General features: G+C 63.8%; 15 protein-coding genes and 2 tRNA genes. 15 read left to right on the top strand and 2 right to left on the bottom strand.

The window, feature by feature from the left end:
- Nucleotides 1–65 precede the first annotated feature (65 nt).
- Together ACT9T4_RS21535 and ACT9T4_RS21530 are read left to right on the top strand one after the other, a co-directional pair.
- Nucleotides 66–932 (top strand): LysR family transcriptional regulator, encoded by an 867-nt coding sequence (locus tag ACT9T4_RS21535; protein ID WP_499118860.1) that lies wholly within the window; start codon nt 66–68, stop codon nt 930–932.
- 50 nt (nt 933–982) lie between these two features.
- Entirely contained in the window at nt 983–2,038 is a 1,056-nt protein-coding gene (locus ACT9T4_RS21530) for an NAD(P)H-dependent flavin oxidoreductase (protein WP_499118858.1), read from the top strand.
- A gap of 6 nt (nt 2,039–2,044) precedes the next feature.
- On the opposite strand, the gene ACT9T4_RS21525 is transcribed toward ACT9T4_RS21530, so the two are convergent.
- Together ACT9T4_RS21525 and plzR are read right to left on the bottom strand one after the other, a co-directional pair.
- A complete protein-coding gene (locus tag ACT9T4_RS21525) occupies nt 2,045–2,407 on the bottom strand; it encodes a VOC family protein (RefSeq protein WP_042553133.1) in 363 nt (120 codons plus the stop codon).
- Between the two features lie 135 nt (nt 2,408–2,542).
- Nucleotides 2,543–2,812 carry a PlzR type 4 pili assembly inhibitor gene (gene plzR / locus ACT9T4_RS21520; RefSeq protein ID WP_042553132.1) on the bottom strand — a complete coding sequence of 90 codons (270 nt, stop codon included), beginning with the start codon at nt 2,810–2,812 and terminating at the stop codon, nt 2,543–2,545.
- A 478-nt stretch (nt 2,813–3,290) separates the two neighbouring features.
- Here plzR and ACT9T4_RS21515 point away from each other — a divergent pair, with 478 nt between their 5' ends.
- The 13 genes from ACT9T4_RS21515 to ACT9T4_RS21455 all read left to right on the top strand — a co-directional run bounded on the left by ACT9T4_RS21515 (nt 3,291) and on the right by ACT9T4_RS21455 (nt 16,927).
- Complete coding sequence (locus ACT9T4_RS21515) at nt 3,291–4,514, top strand: aspartate aminotransferase family protein (protein ID WP_042553131.1); 1,224 nt, start codon at nt 3,291–3,293, stop codon at nt 4,512–4,514.
- A 126-nt stretch (nt 4,515–4,640) separates the two neighbouring features.
- A complete protein-coding gene (gene aruF / locus ACT9T4_RS21510) occupies nt 4,641–5,657 on the top strand; it encodes an arginine/ornithine succinyltransferase subunit alpha (RefSeq protein WP_179538709.1) in 1,017 nt (338 codons plus the stop codon).
- A 52-nt stretch (nt 5,658–5,709) separates the two neighbouring features.
- A complete protein-coding gene (gene astA, locus ACT9T4_RS21505; protein ID WP_499118855.1) occupies nt 5,710–6,726 on the top strand; it encodes an arginine N-succinyltransferase in 1,017 nt (338 codons plus the stop codon).
- A gap of 139 nt (nt 6,727–6,865) precedes the next feature.
- Nucleotides 6,866–8,320, top strand: a complete 1,455-nt coding sequence (gene astD, locus ACT9T4_RS21500; RefSeq protein WP_499118853.1) for a succinylglutamate-semialdehyde dehydrogenase — start codon at nt 6,866–6,868, stop codon at nt 8,318–8,320.
- A complete protein-coding gene (gene astB, locus ACT9T4_RS21495; RefSeq protein WP_499118851.1) occupies nt 8,317–9,678 on the top strand; it encodes an N-succinylarginine dihydrolase in 1,362 nt (453 codons plus the stop codon). The genes astD and astB overlap by 4 nt, the downstream gene beginning before the upstream one ends.
- Nucleotides 9,679–9,719: 41 nt before the next feature.
- A complete protein-coding gene (locus ACT9T4_RS21490) occupies nt 9,720–10,004 on the top strand; it encodes a hypothetical protein (RefSeq protein WP_042553126.1) in 285 nt (94 codons plus the stop codon).
- 9 nt (nt 10,005–10,013) lie between these two features.
- A complete protein-coding gene (gene astE / locus ACT9T4_RS21485; protein ID WP_042553125.1) occupies nt 10,014–11,024 on the top strand; it encodes a succinylglutamate desuccinylase in 1,011 nt (336 codons plus the stop codon).
- 43 nt (nt 11,025–11,067) lie between these two features.
- The gene (ltaE, locus tag ACT9T4_RS21480) at nt 11,068–12,069 is read left to right on the top strand and encodes a low-specificity L-threonine aldolase (protein WP_499118849.1); all 1,002 of its coding nucleotides are present in this window, start codon (nt 11,068–11,070) and stop codon (nt 12,067–12,069) included.
- 221 nt (nt 12,070–12,290) lie between these two features.
- Entirely contained in the window at nt 12,291–14,915 is a 2,625-nt protein-coding gene (gene alaS / locus ACT9T4_RS21475; RefSeq protein WP_499118847.1) for an alanine--tRNA ligase, read from the top strand.
- 111 nt (nt 14,916–15,026) lie between these two features.
- Nucleotides 15,027–16,265, top strand: coding sequence for an aspartate kinase (locus tag ACT9T4_RS21470; protein ID WP_042553122.1), 1,239 nt, complete (start codon nt 15,027–15,029; stop codon nt 16,263–16,265).
- A 181-nt stretch (nt 16,266–16,446) separates the two neighbouring features.
- Nucleotides 16,447–16,632, top strand: a complete 186-nt coding sequence (gene csrA / locus ACT9T4_RS21465) for a carbon storage regulator CsrA (RefSeq protein WP_013792214.1) — start codon at nt 16,447–16,449, stop codon at nt 16,630–16,632.
- 61 nt (nt 16,633–16,693) lie between these two features.
- Nucleotides 16,694–16,784: transfer RNA gene (locus ACT9T4_RS21460), tRNA-Ser, on the top strand.
- A 70-nt stretch (nt 16,785–16,854) separates the two neighbouring features.
- Nucleotides 16,855–16,927: transfer RNA gene (locus ACT9T4_RS21455), tRNA-Arg, on the top strand.

The following is a 16,927-nucleotide window of genomic DNA, read 5'->3' as shown; positions in this document are numbered from 1 at the left end:
AGAGCGGATGATCCCGTAAAACGGATTATAGTGTGGCTTGTTATTCGATAATCGAATGGTAAGCCATGGCCAGACAGGATTTGCAGATCGATTGGTTGCAGGCATTCGTCGCCGTGGTCGGCAGTGGTTCGCTGACGGCCGCGGCCGCGGGGCTGGCACGTTCGCAGTCGGCGGTAAGCATGCAGATCAAGAAACTCGAAGCAGCGGTGGGGCGTCCCTTGCTACTGCGTGGGCCACGGCACCTGAGCCTGACGCCGGCAGGCGAAGAGTTGCTCGGGTATGCCCGCAAGCTGCTGCGGGTGCACCGTGAAGCGCTGCTGGCCTTGGGTGGCGTGCGGCTGGAGGGCAGGATCTCGCTTGGTATCCCCGATGACTACGCGCTGGGTTATCTGACCCCGTTGCTCAACGACTTCGCCAGCGCTCAGCCCGCTGTGCAGGTGAATCTGGTGTGCGAGCCTTCCACGCAGCTGATTCCCAAGGTCGAAAGCGGCGAGCTGGATGTGGCCATTGTCACGCGTGACAAGCCGCAGCGCGGCGAGCTGCTGTTTCGCGAGGAGCTGGTGTGGGTCGGCAATGCGCGACAGGAAACCTGGCGGCTAACCCCGCTGCCCATTGCCGTGTACGAGTTGGGCAGCCAGGCGCGCAGCCGCGTGCTCAAGAGCCTCGAGGTGCTGGGGCGCGATTACCGGGTGGTCTACAACAGCCCCAGCGTGGCCGGGCAACTGGCGGTGGCGCAAAGCGGCGCAGCGCTCGGTGTATTGACCCGGTGTTGCGTACCGTCCAGCTTGCAGGTGCTTGGCGCTGCCCAGGGGCTGCCGGGCCTGCCATTGCTCGATGTGGTGGTGATACGCAGCCGTGCGCCTGCACTGCCGGCACTGGTCGATGCCCTGCATGAGCAGGTGCTGCAGACCCTGCGTCGGGATTTCGAATGATCGGTGGGCTATAGTCGCAGGCCTCTGCAACGGACATCACCGAGGACCGTATGAACTGTGCAGCACTGGGTATCGAGTATCCGATCATTCAGGCGCCGATGGCTGGCACCGCCACACCGGCATTGGCCGCAGCGGTCAGCAATGCCGGTGGCCTGGGTTCCATCTCCATCGCTGCGGTAAAGGCCGAGGCCGGGCGGCAGATGATCATCGAGACCCGTGCCGGCAGCCGCAGGCCGTTCAACGTCAACGTCTTCTGTCATCGCCCCAGCGTTGTCGATCGGGCCGCGGAGCAAGCCTGGCTGGATCACCTGCAGCCTTACTTCGCCGAGTTCGATGTGCCGACTCCACGAGCCATCGGTGACATCTACAGCAGCTTTCAGAACGATGACGGTCAGCTCGAGGTACTGCTGGAAGAGCGCCCGCCGATCGTCAGCTTTCACCTTGGGCTACCTGCCCAGGATCGTATCGATGCGTTGAAGAAGGCCGGCATTACGCTGCTGGCGTCGGCGACCACGCTGGAGGAGGGGTACCAGCTGGAAGAGGCCGGTATCGATGTGATCGTCGCCCAGGGTATCGAGGCGGGTGGCCACCGTGGCGTCTTCGACCCGCTGCGTGGCGATCAGGGGATCGGCACCCTGGCGCTGGTGCGTGTGCTGGTGCGCCATCTGTCGCGACCGGTGATCGCCGCAGGCGGCATCATGGACGGCGCCGGTATCGCCGCTGCCATGACCCTGGGCGCCTGCGCGGCCCAGTTGGGTACGGCATTCATACTCTGTCCGGAGTCGGCGGCCAACGATGCTTACCGAGCCATGCTGGGCAGCGCGCGCGCGCAGGTCACGCAGGTGACCACGGTGATCTCCGGGCGTCCGGCGCGCGGCATTCTCAACCGCTTCATGGCCGAGGTGGGCGCGGCCGGGCATCCGCCGGTGCCGGGTTTCGGTATCGCCTACGATGCCGGCAAGCAGCTCATCGCCGCAGCGGCGAAAGCCGGTAATGCCGAGTTCGCTGCTCATTGGGCGGGGCAGGGTGCCGCCCTGGCACGGGCCATGCCGGCAGCCGAGCTGGTGGCGGTCCTGCAGCGTGAGTACCTGGCTGCGCGTACCTGAGGCAGGTTAACGCGAGCGGAACGCCCGGCTGGAGATGCTCACGCCATTGCCATCCGGGTCCTTGCTGTTGGCGAAGCCGTAGCCCTCGCCCTGATGGATCGGGCCGAACTCCAGGCCATTGCTCAGCGCGCGGCCGCGGAAGGCCTCCAGGTTCTCCACGTCGAACACCAGCTTGACGCGGGCCTGGTTGCCTTTCAGCGATACCGCGGCGCGGTGTATCAGCAGAATGAGGCCGCCACGAGGGTGGTGCAGCTCGATCACGCCCTGATCTTGCGCGCTGCTCACGAAGCCGAAATGGCGCTCGTAAAAGGCGCAGGTCCTGCCCGGATCACTGGCATACAACATGACTCGGGTGCTGGGGGCGCTCATCGGCGGTGTTCCTGTAACGGGGTGGGCAGACGCAGCCGCGATGACCTGCATACGGCGCACATGAGCGCTGAGTATGGGCCAAGACGCTCACGGGCCGACAGTGCCAAGCGGTCGGCCAGGGCGAAGCGGCCTGATTCAGGCGGTATGCAGCTGGACTTCTTCGATGGTGTCGTGTCGGTCAGGGGCTTCCACGCCGGTCAGTTCACTGATCAGCGCCCATTGCTGATCGAGTTCCTGGCTGACCGCACCAAGGCGGGTGATCATCTTCGAGGCGGCGGAGCGAACACCGCTGTCATCGCTGCGCAGCAGATCGAACGACAACGCGGTCATCGCGGCTGTCATGTGAGTGATCGTGCGTGAAGTGAGGGTGAGCAGTTCGGTGAGTTGTTGTTCTTTAGCGGTCATCTCGCGCTTCCTTGACTGGACGAGTCGATGCATTGCGTTGGGTTGAACTGCACTTGGCTGTCATATCCTTGATCAGCACATTGCAGGACGCCGTTCACGAACGAGCGTCGTGATGCGAGCAAAATGATATCACCGTCACACCTGGCGCTGGCAATATGCTGCAGAGGGTTGGATGCAAATAATTTTCATATGTGCGTTTTAAACCCGGACCGCTTTTTCATGCGCTCTGACGCAACTGGCAGTGGCCGTTCGCAGCCCTTGAAAGGTTAAATAGCTGCCACCCCGTGCGTCTGGATAGCGGCAGCGTTTAAACTGCGCCTCACCGACGCGTCGTGCGGCTCTTGTCGCGAGCGTCTGGAGCCTGGGTTGGCGCTGTAAGAAGTTGTCGCATGCCGGCAATGCTGCCCCTCGAGCACCCCCTACAATCTTTCGCATCGCTGGCCCGCCGGGGCTTGCGTGTCTCGTCAGGAGAGTTCCGATGTCCGTTCAGCACGACCCGGTGCAACGCGCCGATTTCGACCAGGTGATGGTGCCCAGCTACGCGCCCGCGGCCTTCGTGCCGGTGCGTGGTGCCGGTTCGCGCGTCTGGGATCAGAGTGGTCGTGAGCTGATCGACTTCTCGGGCGGCATCGCCGTCAACGTGCTGGGCCATGCGCACCCGGCGCTGGTCAAGGCGCTGACCGAGCAGGCCAACACCCTGTGGCACGTGTCCAACGTATTCACCAACGAGCCGGCGCTGCGCCTGGCCAAGAAGCTGGTCGATGCCACCTTCGCCGAGCGCGTGTTCCTCTGCAACTCGGGCGCGGAAGCCAACGAGGCGGCCTTCAAGCTGGCGCGTCGTGTGGCTCATGACCGGTTTGGCGCTGACAAGTACGAAATCATCGCCGCCACCAACAGCTTTCACGGGCGCACCCTGTTCACCGTGAGCGTGGGTGGCCAGCCGAAGTACTCCGATGGCTTCGGACCGAAGATCCAGGGCATCACCCATGTGCCGTACAACGATCTCGACGCGCTCAAGGCGGCGATCAGCGACAAGACCTGCGCCGTAGTGCTGGAGCCCATTCAGGGCGAGGGCGGCGTACTGCCAGCCGATCAGGCCTACCTGCAGGGCGCCCGCGAGCTGTGCGATCAGCACAATGCGCTGCTGGTGTTCGACGAGGTACAGAGCGGCCTGGGCCGCAGCGGTCATCTGTTCGCCTACCAGCACTACGGCGTGACGCCAGATGTGCTGTCCAGCGCCAAGAGCCTGGGCGGCGGCTTCCCGATCGCCGCGATGCTGACCACCGAGGCGCTCGCCAGCCATCTGGCGGTCGGCACCCACGGCACCACCTATGGCGGCAACCCGCTCGGGTGTGCGGTGGCCGGCGCGGTCCTCGACGTGATCAATACCCCCGAGGTGCTGGACGGCGTGAAAGCCAAGCACCAGCGCTTCAAGGCGCGCCTCGAGCAGATCGGCGAGCAGTACGGGGTGTTCTCCGGTGTGCGCGGCATGGGCCTGTTGATTGGTGCTGTGTTGTCCGAGGCCTGGAAGGGCAAGGCGCGCGCGTTCTTCGACGCCGCGGCCGAAGAGAATCTGATGATCCTTCAGGCCGGGCCGGACGTGGTGCGTTTCGCACCGAGCCTGGTGGTCGAGGACGCCGATATCGACGAAGGTCTGCAGCGCTTCGAGCGCGCGGTGGCCAAGGTGGTTGCCGCTGCCTGATTTGCCTGGCGGCCCGAGTGCCGCCAGTGCTCTTGCCCGTCCGCCCGGATGTTCCGGCCGGCCCCATGGATGATGGTTCTCGCTACCGGGACTGCTGTGCCCGGGCTCTGCTTAAGGAGTGACACCATGCTGGTTATGCGCCCCGCGCGAATGACCGACCTCGCTGAAGTGCAGCGCCTGGCTGCCGACAGCCCGGTAGGGGTCACCTCGCTGCCGGACAACGCCGAGCGGCTGCGCGACAAGATCGCTGCCTCCGAGGCCTCGTTCGCGGCCGAAGTGAGCTTCAATGGCGAGGAACGCTATTTCTTCGTGCTCGAGGACAGCGAGTCCGGGCGCCTGGTCGGCTGCTCCGGCATCGTCGCCTCGGCAGGCTATTCCGAGCCGTTCTACAGCTTTCGCAACGAGACCTTCGTTCACAACTCCCGTGAGCTGAAGATCCACAACAAGATTCACGTGCTTTCGCTGTGCCACGATCTGACCGGCAACAGCCTGCTGACCAGTTTCTACGTCGAGCGCTCGCTGGTCGACAGTGTCTGGTCCGAGCTCAACTCCCGTGCTCGTCTGTTGTTCGCGGCCTGCCACCCGGAGCGGTTCGCCGATGCCATGGTGGTGGAGATCGTCGGCGAGAGCGACGACGCGGGCGAGTCGCCGTTCTGGGATGCGGTGGGGCGGCATTTCTTCGGCATGAGCTATGGCGAGGCCGAGCGACTGTGCGGCCTGCGCAGCCGGGCCTACCTCGCCGAGCTGATGCCCCACTACCCGATCTACGTGCCACTGCTGCCGGATACCGCGCAGGAGTCCATGGGCCTGGTGCATCCGCGTGCGCAGGTGTCCTTCGACATCCTCATGCGTGACGGTTTCGAGACCGATCACTACATCGATATCTTCGATGGCGGGCCGACCCTGCATGCGCGGACCTCGGGCATTCGCTCCATCGCCCAGAGCGTGCTGGCGCCTGTGGTGTTCGGCGAAGCCGACGGCAGCGGCCGCCCCTATCTGGTCAGCAACGAGCAGTTGCAGGGCTTTCGTGCGGTGATCGCCGAGATGAACTGGGCGCCCGGCCAGCCCGCTGTGCTCGACCCGCTCACCGCGCAGACGCTTGGCGTCGTCGAAGGCGGTCAGGTAAGGCTGGTGGCGGTATGAAGGTGTCAGCAATGAATGCCACCTGGCTGGCTCGCAGTTTTTCGGAGGCATCATGATCGTTCGCTCCGTACGTGCCGGTGACCTGCCGGCGCTGATTGACCTGGCGCGCAGTACCGGCACCGGGTTGACTACCCTGCCGGCCAACGAGGCACGCCTGGCCTACCGCGTCGGTCGTGCCGAGAAGACCTTTCGCGGTGAAGCCGAGCGCGGCGATTGCGATTACATGTTCGTGCTCGAGGACGACGACGGCCGCGTGCTGGGTATTTCCGCGATCGCGGGTGGCGTCGGCTTGCGGGAGTCTTGGTACAACTACCGGGTCGGCCTCACGGTCTGCGCCTCTCAGGAACTGAATATCCACCGCCAGGTGCCGACCCTGTTCCTGGCCAATGACCTGACCGGTCATTCGGAGCTGTGCTCGCTGTTCCTGCACGCCGATCACCGCAACGGCCTGAATGGGCGCCTGCTGTCCAAGTCGCGCCTGCTGTTCATCGCCGAGTTTCGCGAGCAGTTCGGCGAAAAGATCATCGCCGAGATGCGCGGCGTGTCCGATGAGCAGGGCCGTTCACCGTTCTGGGAATGCCTCGGCCGGCACTTCTTCCGCATGGAGTTCTCCCAGGCGGACTACCTCACCGGCGTCGGCAACAAGGCGTTCATCGCCGAGCTGATGCCCAGGTTCCCGCTGTACACCTGCTTCCTGTCCGAGGCCGCACGGGACGTGATCGGCCGCGTGCACCCGGACACCGAGCCGGCCCTGGCGATGCTCAAATCGGAAGGGTTCAGCTATCAGGGGTACGTCGACATCTTCGATGCCGGCCCGGCCATAGAGGCGGAGACCGCGAAGATACGCGCGATTCGCGACAGCCAGTTGCTGGTTCTCGCCATCGGTACGCCAGGGGACGATGCGCCGGTGTATCTGGTGCACAACCGCAAGCGCGAGGATTGCCGAATTACCGCGGCAAGGGCGCGCATGGCCGCTGGCACTCTGGTGGTCGACCCGCTGACCGCCAGGCGCCTGCGCCTGAGCGTGGGGGATCAGGTGCGCGCAGTGATGTTGGCCGCGCAGGCCTGACGCCGTGTTTTCGATGTGATCGGGGGCGACGTACCGTCTGCTCCGACCGGTGATGCCGCCATGAGAGCGGCAGCCGTTACAGGTACAAGGCCATCGCCTGCGGTGGCCTGTCGAACCGTGAAGCCTGGAGTGATAGACCATGAGCACGCATTACATTGCAGGTCTCTGGCAGATAGGACAGGGCAATACCCTGGAATCCCTCGACCCGGTCAGCCAGCAGGTGCTCTGGGTCGGCCGTGAAGCTGATGCCGAGCAGGTCGAGGCTGCTGTGCAGGCCGCTCGCGATGCATTTCCTGAATGGGCCCGTGTGCCATCGAACGAGCGAATCGCGCTGCTCGAGCGTTTTGCTGCGGTCCTCCAGGCCCGGCAGGATGAGCTTGCGCAGGCTATCGGCGAAGAGACCGGCAAACCGTTGTGGGAGGCTGCTACCGAAGTCGCCAGCATGATCGGCAAAGTGGCCATTTCGGTTCAGAGCCACGCAGAGCGCACGGGGCACAAACAAGGCGTGCAGGGCAGCGTGCTGCGCCACAAGCCACACGGCGTGATCGCCGTGTTCGGCCCCTACAATTTTCCAGGCCACCTGCCCAATGGGCATATCGTGCCGGCCTTGCTCGCTGGTAACTGCGTGGTATTCAAACCCAGCGAGCAGACGCCGAAAGTGGCCGAGTTGACGCTCGAGTGCTGGATCGAGGCGGGCTTGCCGGCGGGCGTGCTGAATCTGCTGCAAGGGGCGCGGGAAACCGGCGCCGCGCTGGCGGCTCATCCGGGTATCGACGGGCTGTTCTTCACCGGCTCCAGTCGCACCGGCAATCTGTTGCACGCTCAGTTCGGCGGCCACCCGGAGACCATCCTGGCGCTGGAGATGGGCGGCAACAATCCGTTGATCGTAGAAGAGGTCGCCGACATCGACGCGGCGGTTTACTGCATCATCCAGTCCGCTTTCCTCTCCGCCGGTCAGCGCTGTACCTGCGCCAGGCGCCTGCTGGTCCCGGAAGGGGCCTGGGGCGACGCGCTGTTGGCGCGTCTGGTCAGCGTGGCGGCAAGCCTCAAGGTCGGTGCGTTCAACGCCCAGCCGGCGCCGTTCATGGGGGCGGTGATCTCCCTCGATGCGGCTCAACACCTGCTCAAGGTGCAGATGCGTCTGGTCGACAAGGGCGCGCGACCGATGCTGGACATGAGCCAGCCGCTGGAAGGCGCCGCCCTGCTGACGCCCGGGATCATCGACGTGACCGCCGTGCAGCCGCGCAGCGACGAGGAGATTTTCGGGCCGCTGCTGCAGGTGATTCGCTATGCCGACTTCGATTCCGCCATCGAGGAGGCCAATGCCACCCGTTTCGGTCTCGCGGCCGGTTTGCTATCCGATTCCCGCGAACGTTACGAGCAGTTCTGGCTGCGCAGCCGCGCCGGCATCGTCAACTGGAACAAGCCGCTGACCGGCGCCGCCAGCAGCGCGCCGTTCGGCGGCATCGGCGCTTCGGGCAACCACCGCCCCAGCGCCTACTATGCGGCGGACTACTGCGCCTATCCGGTCGCCTCGCTGGAAAGCGAGCGTCTGGTGCTGCCCGACAGCCTGGCGCCGGGAGTCAGCCTATGAGTCGTCCAAGCGCTTCGGCCTGCGAGCTGAACATCGACGGGCTGGTTGGCCCCACGCACAACTATGGTGGCCTGTCCTACGGCAACGTCGCCTCGCAGAACAACGGCCAGGTCGCCTCCAACCCTCGGGAAGCCGCCCGCCAGGGGCTGGCCAAGATGAAGGCGCTGATGGACATGGGCTTTGCCCAGGCCGTGCTGGCGCCTCAGGAACGGCCCGATGTGCAGGCGCTGAGGCGCTGCGGTTTCAGTGGTAGCGACGCTCAGGTGATCGAGAGGGCGGCACGCGAGGCCATGCCGCTGCTGGTCGCCAGTTGCTCGGCGTCGAGCATGTGGACGGCCAACGCCGCCACCGTCAGCCCGGGTGCCGATACCGCCGACGGGCGCGTGCATTTCACCGCGGCCAATCTCAACTGCAAGTTCCATCGCTCCATCGAACACCCGACCACCAGCCGTGTGCTGGCGGCGATGTTCGCCGACGAGCGCTACTTCGCCCACCATGCCGCCTTGCCTGCGGTCAGCCAGTTCGGCGATGAGGGAGCGGCCAATCACACCCGTTTCTGCCGTGACTACGGCGAGCCGGGTGTGGAGTTCTTCGTCTTCGGCCGCAGTGCCTTCGACCTGCGCCTGCCGGCACCGCAGCGCTATCCGGCGCGACAGACGCTGGAAGCTTCCCAGGCGGTGGCGCGTCTGCATGGTCTGCGTGACGCTGCAGTGGTGTTCGCTCAGCAGAACCCTGCGGTGGTCGATCAGGGCGTGTTCCACAACGATGTGATTGCGGTGGGTAATGGCGAGGTGCTGTTCCACCATGAAGATGCCTTCCTCGACAGTGAACGGGTCATCGGCGAACTCGGTGACAAGCTCGCGCGTCAGGGCGGCCGATTGCAGACGGTTTGCGTGCCGCGCCATGCGGTGGGCGTCGAGGATGCGGTGCGCTCCTATCTGTTCAACAGCCAGCTGTTGACCCGCGCCGACGGGCGTATGCTGCTGGTCGTGCCGGAAGAATGCCGCGGCAACCAGCGGGTCTGGGCCTATCTGCAGACGCTGCTGGGCAGCGATGGGCCGATTGCCGAAGTGCGCGCCTTCGACCTCAAACAGAGCATGCAGAACGGTGGCGGTCCGGCGTGTTTGCGCTTGCGGGTGGCATTGACCGCTCGGGAGCAGGCGGCGATGAACCCCGGCGTGATGCTCACCTCGGGGCTTTACGAACGGCTGTTGCAGTGGGTCGATCACCATTACCGGGATCGCCTGAGCGAAAGTGATCTGGCCGATCCACAGCTGCTGAACGAATGCCGAACCGCGCTGGACGAGTTGACCCGAATTCTTGGACTTGGCGCCGTATATCCCTTTCAATTGAATTGAGTCGGCTCGCACCATGAGCCGCCATTGACCCTGGAGTACCTATGAGCGACGCCCTGCAACTGATTCTCGAAGACAGCGACGGCACCCAACTGGAAACGTCGTGCACCCGTTTCGCCGTGCTCTGGCAGGGCAAGGAAGTGTGGATTCAGCAGGTCGGCAACGGCCAGTTGATGATTGGCGTGGATGTCGCCGAGGGTGATACCGAATACGCCAACCTGCTGCTGCGCCCGCTGGCGACCAACCTGGTGAGCCTGGAGTTGGAGATGGAGCCGGCCGATGACGGCGCCGATGACGATCATGTCCATGGTCCGGATTGCAATCACTGAGGAACGCCCATGCTCGCCCTCGGCAAACTGCTCGAACTGACCCTGGCCGGCCACGAGCCGGCCTCGAAGATCCAGCTGACGCCGGAGGGTACGCGCCTGCGATGGCTGGCCGAGGGGGCACTCGAAGTGACACCGGCTGGTGGTCGCGACAATGGCATGGACCTGCTGCTCTCGGCGGGTATCCATGGCAACGAGACGGCGCCGATCGAGCTGCTCGACAGGTTGCTGCGGCGCATCGCCCGTAACGAGCTGCAGCCGCACGCGCGTTTGCTGCTGCTGTTCGGCAACCCACCGGCGATGCGTCGTGGTGAACGCTTCATCGAGCAGGACATCAATCGCCTGTTCAGTGGTCGGCATGAGCTGAGCAGTGGTGCCGAGGCGATGCGCGCCTGTGAGCTGGAGCACCTGGCGGCTTCGTTCTTCGCCGATGCCGGACGTACCCGCCTGCATTACGACTTGCATACGGCCATCCGCGCGTCGCGGATCGAGCAGTTCGCCCTGTATCCCTGGGTCGAGGGGCGTCGTCAGTCGCGGCACGAGTGTGCACGCCTGCAGGCTGCCGGCATCGACGCGGTGCTCCTGCAAAGTCAGCCATCTACCACCTTCAGTGCCTACACCTACGCCGGGCTGGGGGCCGAGGCATTCACCCTCGAGCTGGGCAAGGCCAGACCGTTCGGGCACAACGAACTGGTCAATCTGGACCGCCTGGAGCTCCGTCTGCAAGCGCTCATCGAAGGCTGCGAACCGCCGGTGGACGAGGCCGCTACCGAGCACCTTCAACTGTTCGCCTTCGCCCGTGAGGTGATCAAGCACAGCGACGCCTTTACCTTGCACCTGCCCGCCGACGTGGAGAATTTCACCGAACTGGCGCCCGGTTACCTGCTGGCGGAAGACCTGGCCAGCAGCCGCTGGGTGGTGGAGGAGCAGGGCGCACGCATCATTTTCCCCAACCCCAAAGTGCATAATGGCCAGCGCGCCGGCATCCTCATCGTCCCGGCCGACGCCTCTCTACTGGGGTGATGGCATTGCCATCCTCCGTTCACCTGCTCGCACAGGAGTGCCCATGCCTATCATCGATCTGCGTAGCGACACCGTCACCCAGCCCACCGCCGGCATGCGAGAAGCGATGCTGGCCGCCGAGCTGGGCGACGACGTGTATGGCGAGGATCCGACCGTCAACCGCCTGGAACAGCGCCTGGCGCAGCAACTGGGGTTCGCCGCGGCGCTGTTCGTACCGACCGGCACCATGAGCAACCTGCTGGGCCTGATGGCCCACTGCGAGCGCGGCGACGAATACATCGTCGGCCAGCAGGCGCATACCTACAAGTACGAGGGCGGCGGCGCTGCCGTGCTCGGCTCGATTCAGCCCCAACCGCTGGACATGGAGCTCGATGGCTCGCTGGATCTGGCCCGTGTCGAAGCGGCGATCAAGCAGGACGACTTCCATTTCGCCCGCACCCGTCTGCTGGCGCTGGAGAACACCATGCAGGGCAAGGTACTGCCGCTGGAGTATCTGGCTGCCGCCCGCGCCTTTACCCGCGACAAGGGCCTGGCGCTGCACCTCGACGGTGCTCGCCTGTTCAATGCGGCCGTCAGGCAGAATGTCGAGGCGAGTGAAATCACTCGGCATTTCGACTCCGTTTCCGTGTGCCTGTCCAAGGGCCTGGGGGCGCCGGTAGGGTCCGTGCTGTGCGGCAGTGAGGCGCTGATCGGCAAGGCCCGGCGCCTGCGCAAGATGGTCGGTGGCGGCATGCGTCAGGCTGGCGTGCTGGCGGCCGCTGGGCTGTACGCGCTGGATCATCAGGTCGAGCGGCTGGTCGAGGATCACGCCAATGCCGATTGCCTGGCGGCAGGCCTGCGTGAGCTGGGTTACTCGGTCGAGCCGGTGCAGACCAACATGGTCTACGTGCAGATCGGTGAGCGTGCCGGCGAACTGAAAGCCTTCTGCGCCGAGCGCGGCATTCGCCTCAGCGCTGCACCACGTCTGCGTATGGTCACCCATCTGGATGTGGGGGCCGATGCTGTGGGGCAGGTGATCGAGGCCTTCGCCGCGTTTCGCGCCTGAGGCTGCCCCATGGGCCAGGCTCCTGCCATGCCGACCTGGCCTGCGGGCCGTATCATGCAGCCCACTTCCGGTTTGCCGGCCAGTGGTGCAGGCCGCTGATTTCCGGCCATCGAGCCTGCGGGAAATAATTCAGGCTATGCCCTAGCCGCCACGGACAAGCCCGATATAATGCGGGCTTTTGCCGGCTTCGCCGTGGCCGCCTGTTTTCCTGGAAAATGCCAATGAAAAGCGCAGAAATCCGTGAAGCTTTCCTGAGCTTCTTCGAAGAGAAGGGGCACACCCGTGTCGCTTCCAGCTCCCTGATTCCGAACAACGACCCGACGTTGCTGTTCACCAACGCAGGCATGAACCAGTTCAAGGACTGTTTCCTGGGCCTGGAAAAGCGCGCCTATACCCGCGCCGCGACCAGCCAGAAATGCGTGCGTGCCGGTGGCAAGCACAATGACCTGGAAAACGTCGGCTATACCGCGCGTCACCACACCTTCTTCGAAATGCTCGGCAATTTCAGCTTTGGCGACTATTTCAAGCGTGATGCCATCCACTTCGCCTGGGAATTCCTCACCGGTGAGAAGTGGCTGAACCTGCCCAAGGAAAAACTCTGGGTAACGGTCTACGCCACCGATGACGAGGCTTACGACATCTGGAACAAGGAAGTCGGTGTGCCGGCCGAGCGGATGATCCGCATCGGCGACAACAAGGGCGCGCCATACGCGTCCGACAACTTCTGGACCATGGGTGACACCGGCCCGTGCGGCCCGTGCACCGAGATCTTCTTCGACCACGGCGACCACATCTGGGGCGGCCCACCCGGCTCTGCGGAAGAAGACGGCGACCGTTACATCGAAATCTGGAACAACGTGTTCATGCAGTTCAATCGCACGGCTGACGGTGTTCTGCACCCGCTGCCGGCGCCGAGCGTGGACACCGGCATGGGCCTGGAGCGCGTCAGCGCCGTCCTGCAACATGTCAACTCGAACTACGAGATCGACCTGTTCCAGAGCCTGCTCGATTCCAGCGCCCAGGCTATCGGCTGCGCCAACAACGGCGACGCGTCGCTGAAAGTGGTGGCTGACCACATCCGCTCCTGCAGCTTCCTGATCGCCGACGGCGTCACCCCGTCCAACGAGGGCCGCGGCTACGTGCTGCGTCGCATCGTCCGCCGCGCCTGCCGTCACGGCAACAAGCTGGGCGCCAGGGGCAGTTTCTTCCACAAGATCGTCGCGGCATTGGCCAGCGAGATGGGCGAAGCCTTCCCGGAGCTCAAGCAGCAGCAGGCGCATATCGAGCGCGTGCTGAGAACCGAAGAAGAGCAGTTCGCCAAGACCCTGGAGCAGGGCCTGAAAATCCTCGAGCAGGACCTGGCCGAACTCAGCGGCACGGTGATTCCGGGCGAAGTGATCTTCAAACTGTACGATACCTACGGCTTCCCGATGGACCTGACCGGTGACATCGCCCGTGAGCGCGAGCTGACCCTCGACGAGGCCGGCTTCGAGCGCGAGATGGAAGCTCAGCGCGTGCGTGCGCGCTCCGCCAGTTCCTTCGGGGTGGACTACAACAGCCTGGTCAAGGTCGACGCCGATACCCGCTTCCTCGGTTACACCGCCACCGTTGCCAGTGGCGAGCTGCTGGTGCTGCTGCGCGACGGTCAATCCGTCGACACCCTGAACGAAGGCGAGGAGGGCGTGGTGGTTCTCGACCAGACGCCGTTCTATGCTGAATCCGGTGGCCAGATCGGTGACTGTGGTTTCCTCGAAGGCCCGGGCGTGCGTTTCGACGTGCGCGACACCACCAAGGTCGGTGGTGCCTGGTTGCACCATGGCGTGGTCAGCAAGGGCAGCCTGAGCGTGGGCGCCACCATCAATGCCGAAGTGGATGCCTCGGTGCGTACTGCAACCGGGCTCAATCACTCGGCGACTCACCTGTTGCATGCCGCGTTGCGTCAGGTCCTTGGTGAGCACGTGCAGCAGAAAGGCTCGCTGGTGGACAGTCAGCGCCTGCGCTTCGACTTCAGTCACTTCGAGGCGATCAAGCCGGAGCAGCTCAGGGAGCTGGAAGAAATCGTCAACCGCGAAGTGCGCCGCAATACGCCCGTGCAGACCGAAGAGATGGATATCGAAAGTGCCAAGGCCAAGGGTGCCATGGCGCTGTTCGGTGAGAAGTACGGCGACAACGTGCGCGTGCTGACCATGGGCGATGGCTTCTCGGTCGAGCTGTGTGGCGGCATCCACGCCAACCGCACCGGTGATATCGGTGTGTTCAAAATCGTCAGCGAAGGCGGTGTGGCGGCGGGTGTACGGCGTATCGAAGCGGTTACCGGTGCTGCCGCGTTCGCCTACCTCAATGGTGCGGAAGAGCAATTGAAGGAGGCCGCGTCGCTGGTCAAGGGCAGTCGCGACAACCTTCTCGACAAGCTCGCTGCGGTGATCGATCGCAATCGCCAGCTGGAAAAGGAGCTGGACCAGCTCAAGGCCAAGGCTGCCAGTGCAGCAGGCAGCGACCTGGCCGGTTCGGCCGTGGAGATCAAGGGCGTCAAGACGCTCAGCGCGCGCATCGATGGCCTGGATGGCAAGGGCTTGCTGGCGCTGGTCGATCAACTGAAGAACAAGCTCGGCAGCGCAGTGATCCTGCTCGGCGGCGTGCAGGACGACAAGGTCGTTCTGGTGGCCGGTGTGACGCAGGATCTGACTGGCAAGCTGAAGGCCGGTGACCTGATGAAACAGGCCGCTGCTGCCGTCGGCGGCAAAGGTGGTGGTCGGCCGGACATGGCGCAGGGTGGTGGGGTCGATGCGGCCGCACTGGACGGCGCTCTGGCGCTGATCGGCCCGTTCGTCGAGCAGGGCCTCTAAGGCCCGTAACGCAAGCGTGGCCAGATCGCCCGCCGTGCCCGGCGAGCGGTCTGGTGGTGTGCGGTGTTGTCTGTTTAATGGGCGCCCTTCATGGGCTGAGGCAGCTTTGAAATGGCTTTGATCGTACAGAAATTCGGCGGTACTTCCGTCGGCACCGTCGAGCGTATCGCGCAGGTCGCCGAGAAGGTGAAGAAATTCCGCGAAAAGGGTGACGACATCGTCGTCGTGGTATCGGCCATGAGCGGCGAGACCAATCGCCTTATCGAACTGGCCAGGCAGATCAGCGATGACCAGCCGATAGCCCGCGAGCTGGACGTGATGGTGTCCACCGGCGAGCAGGTGACCATCGCGCTGCTGGCCATGGCCCTGATCAAGCGTGGCGTGCCGGCGGTGTCCTACACCGGCAGCCAGGTACGCATCCTGACCGACAGCGCGCATACCAAGGCGCGCATCCTGAGCATCGACGACACCAATATCCGTGCCGACCTGAAAGCGGGTCGCGTGGTGGTGGTGGCCGGCTTCCAGGGCGTCGACGAGCAGGGCAACATCACCACCCTCGGGCGTGGTGGTTCCGACACCACTGGCGTCGCTCTGGCGGCGGCCCTGAAGGCCGATGAGTGCCAGATTTACACCGATGTCGATGGTGTCTACACCACCGACCCGCGGGTGGTGCCGAAAGCCCAGCGCCTCGAGAAGATCACCTTCGAAGAGATGCTGGAAATGGCCAGCCTGGGCTCGAAAGTCTTGCAAATTCGCTCGGTGGAATTCGCCGGTAAATACAACGTCCCGCTGCGCGTTCTGCACAGCTTCCAGGAGGGCCCGGGCACCCTCATTACCCTTGATGAAGAGGAATCCATGGAACAGCCGATCATCTCCGGCATCGCTTTCAATCGCGACGAAGCCAAGCTGACCATCCGTGGCGTACCTGATTTGCCGGGCGTTGCGTTCAAGATCCTTGGCCCGATCAGCTCCGCCAATATCGAAGTGGACATGATCGTGCAGAATGTCGCGCACGATAACACCACCGATTTCACCTTCACCGTGCACCGCAACGACTACCAGAGCGCCCAACAGGTGCTGGAAGCCACTGCGCGCGAGCTGGGGGCCCGTGAGGTGGTCGGTGACGTCAACATCGCCAAGGTGTCCATCGTCGGCGTCGGCATGCGCTCCCACGCCGGTGTGGCCAGCCGTATGTTCGAGGCGCTGGCCAAGGAAAACATCAATATCCAGATGATCTCCACCTCCGAGATCAAGGTCTCGGTGGTCATCGAAGAGAAATATCTGGAATTGGCGGTGCGTGCCCTGCACACTGCGTTCGAACTCGATGCTCCGGCCCGTCAAGGCGACTGAGGCATCTGCAAGAGGCGCGGTCATTCCGCGCCTTTTGCTCTTTTGGTCGGTGTTGGTGGAACTTTCTTTCCGTCCGCGCTGGTCAAAACTCGGGTGCTGGCGGTTTCGTCTTGATTCTGGCCGGTGCTTTGCAACCGCTTAAAGACTTGTTGTCCGAAATTGAATCCGTAAGGAGAAAGGAATGCTGATTCTGACTCGCCGGGTCGGAGAGACCCTGATGGTGGGTGACGAAGTCACTGTCACCGTGTTGGGCGTTAAAGGTAATCAGGTGCGGATTGGCGTCAATGCGCCTAAGGAAGTCGCCGTTCACCGTGAAGAGATTTACCAGCGCATCCAGAAAGAGAAGGGCGAAGAACCAAACCACTAATTTTTATCGAAATTTTGGTTTGCAAACGGGGAAAACATGTTTATCATGCGCCCCGTGTTGCGGAGAGGTGGCCGAGTGGCCGAAGGCGCTCCCCTGCTAAGGGAGTACACCTCAAAAGGGTGTCGGGGGTTCGAATCCCCCCTTCTCCGCCATTATTTGGCAAATCGGGCTCAGGCCGGATTGGCAAACAAACCAGAGGTGATCTGGTCTAAAAACACCAACGGACTCATAGCTCAGCTGGATAGAGTACTCGGCTACGAACCGAGCGGTCGGAGGTTCGAATCCTCCTGAGTCC

It is taken from the genome of Pseudomonas sp. SZ40 (assembly GCF_052958135.1).
The sequence above is the reverse complement of the archived record's forward strand: the minus strand, read 5'-3'. Positions and strand labels throughout refer to the sequence as shown.